Consider the following 1,305-nt stretch of genomic DNA (forward strand, 5'->3'; position numbering starts at 1 on the left):
GAGAGGACGCCAAGAAGCGGGAAGAGAACGATTGGAAGAAGTGCTGTTACTTCAAGGGGAACTGCCTCTGTGACCCAGAAGATTGCCATCAGGAGTGTGACGGCAGCAACGTATCGCGCCTCGATCGGGATAACTGCCGGATCTACTGGTGCAAGGAGTAGTGCGATAAACACCAGTATGCCAATAATCTTCCCGATCTCTTTCTTCATTCCTTCAACATTAAGGAGTCAGAGAATATTAGTATTCCTTTTTGGAACCTCCCCGTTCCGGGAGTGGTGTGGAAGGTAAAATAAGCCTATATGGGAGATAAAATAGAAAAATAGTGTTACTACTACTTTTTCGATTTGTTCTCTTTCATCATCTCCAGTGCCTCGAGAACGGCTTTTCGCACCCCCTCATCCTCTTCATCCTTCATCATCTCAAGCGCTTTTTGTGCCGCATCGCCTCCTATTCTGGAAAGTGCCTTTGCTGCCTCCTTTCTGACTTTTCGTTCAGCATCATTCCTCAGGAGATCGGAGATCGGCTCCACTGCCTTTTGATCACCGATCCCGGCAAGTCCGATGACGGCACCAAGCCGGTTCCATTTATCCTCATGTTTCAGCAGTTCGATTAAGTGGGGCACCGCCTCGGGATCACCGAGCTTTCCAAGTGATTTTGCTGCCAGCCAGCTGACATCCACATACTCATCAGACAACGCCTCAATGAGGGGGCCGACAGCCCGGAGATCCCCCTCTTTTCCCAGCGCCTCAGCTGCCCGCCACCGGAAATTCAACGTTCCTGTCTGGAGAAGCGTTATCAGCTGAAAGAAAAGCTCTTCTTTTTTGGTTCCCTCTTCATCCATCTCCGCCATCAGTCACACACCTAAACGGCACTTTCATCCGTGCCTACATAAAGGTGTTGATCCCTTCTGCCCCGGAGAAGAAGATGCAGGTTTCGATTGTGGAATCGTGACTCTCATAAGGTTCAGGTTCAAACCTATTGGCTATGGAGACGAAGAGAGATGGTGAATGCAACACTTTTGCAGTTGCGCCAGGTGAGAAGGTCGATATACTGGAGCTTGAGGAGCTTGGCTCCCGGTATGGTATTGATATGTATCTCTATTTTGAGGAGGATCTCGCCCGGAACTCAACACTTCAGAAAGATATGGAGGATTTTAATGCGGTCCCCGAGTATGAGCGCCCCTTTATACTGCTTGATAAGTTTATTGCCTTTGCTGCCAGCCAGGATCCACAATTCCGGGAAAAGCTGAAGGAGCTGCCACTGATCCTTGAGGTGATCGCGTGCGGGGAGATGACTATTGCAGGT

2 protein-coding genes and 1 pseudogene are annotated in these 1,305 nt (G+C 49.6%); 1 reads left to right on the top strand and 2 read right to left on the bottom strand.

What is annotated here, in order from left to right; all coding sequences use genetic code 11:
• Together QCH34_RS12805 and QCH34_RS12810 are read right to left on the bottom strand one after the other, a co-directional pair.
• A pseudogene (locus QCH34_RS12805) lies at positions 1-209 on the bottom strand (anion permease); the annotation flags it as partial.
• A 122-nt stretch (positions 210-331) separates the two neighbouring features.
• A complete protein-coding gene (locus QCH34_RS12810; protein WP_300334702.1) occupies positions 332-850 on the bottom strand; it encodes a HEAT repeat domain-containing protein in 519 nt (172 codons plus the stop codon).
• Between the two features lie 134 nt (positions 851-984).
• On the opposite strand from QCH34_RS12810, the gene QCH34_RS12815 reads away from it, so the two are divergent.
• On the top strand, positions 985-1,305 hold a 321-nt coding region (locus tag QCH34_RS12815; RefSeq protein WP_300334704.1), incomplete at its 3' end, for a hypothetical protein.

Source organism: Methanocalculus sp. (assembly GCF_029762515.1).
Taxonomy (GTDB): Archaea; Halobacteriota; Methanomicrobia; order Methanomicrobiales; family Methanocorpusculaceae; genus Methanocalculus.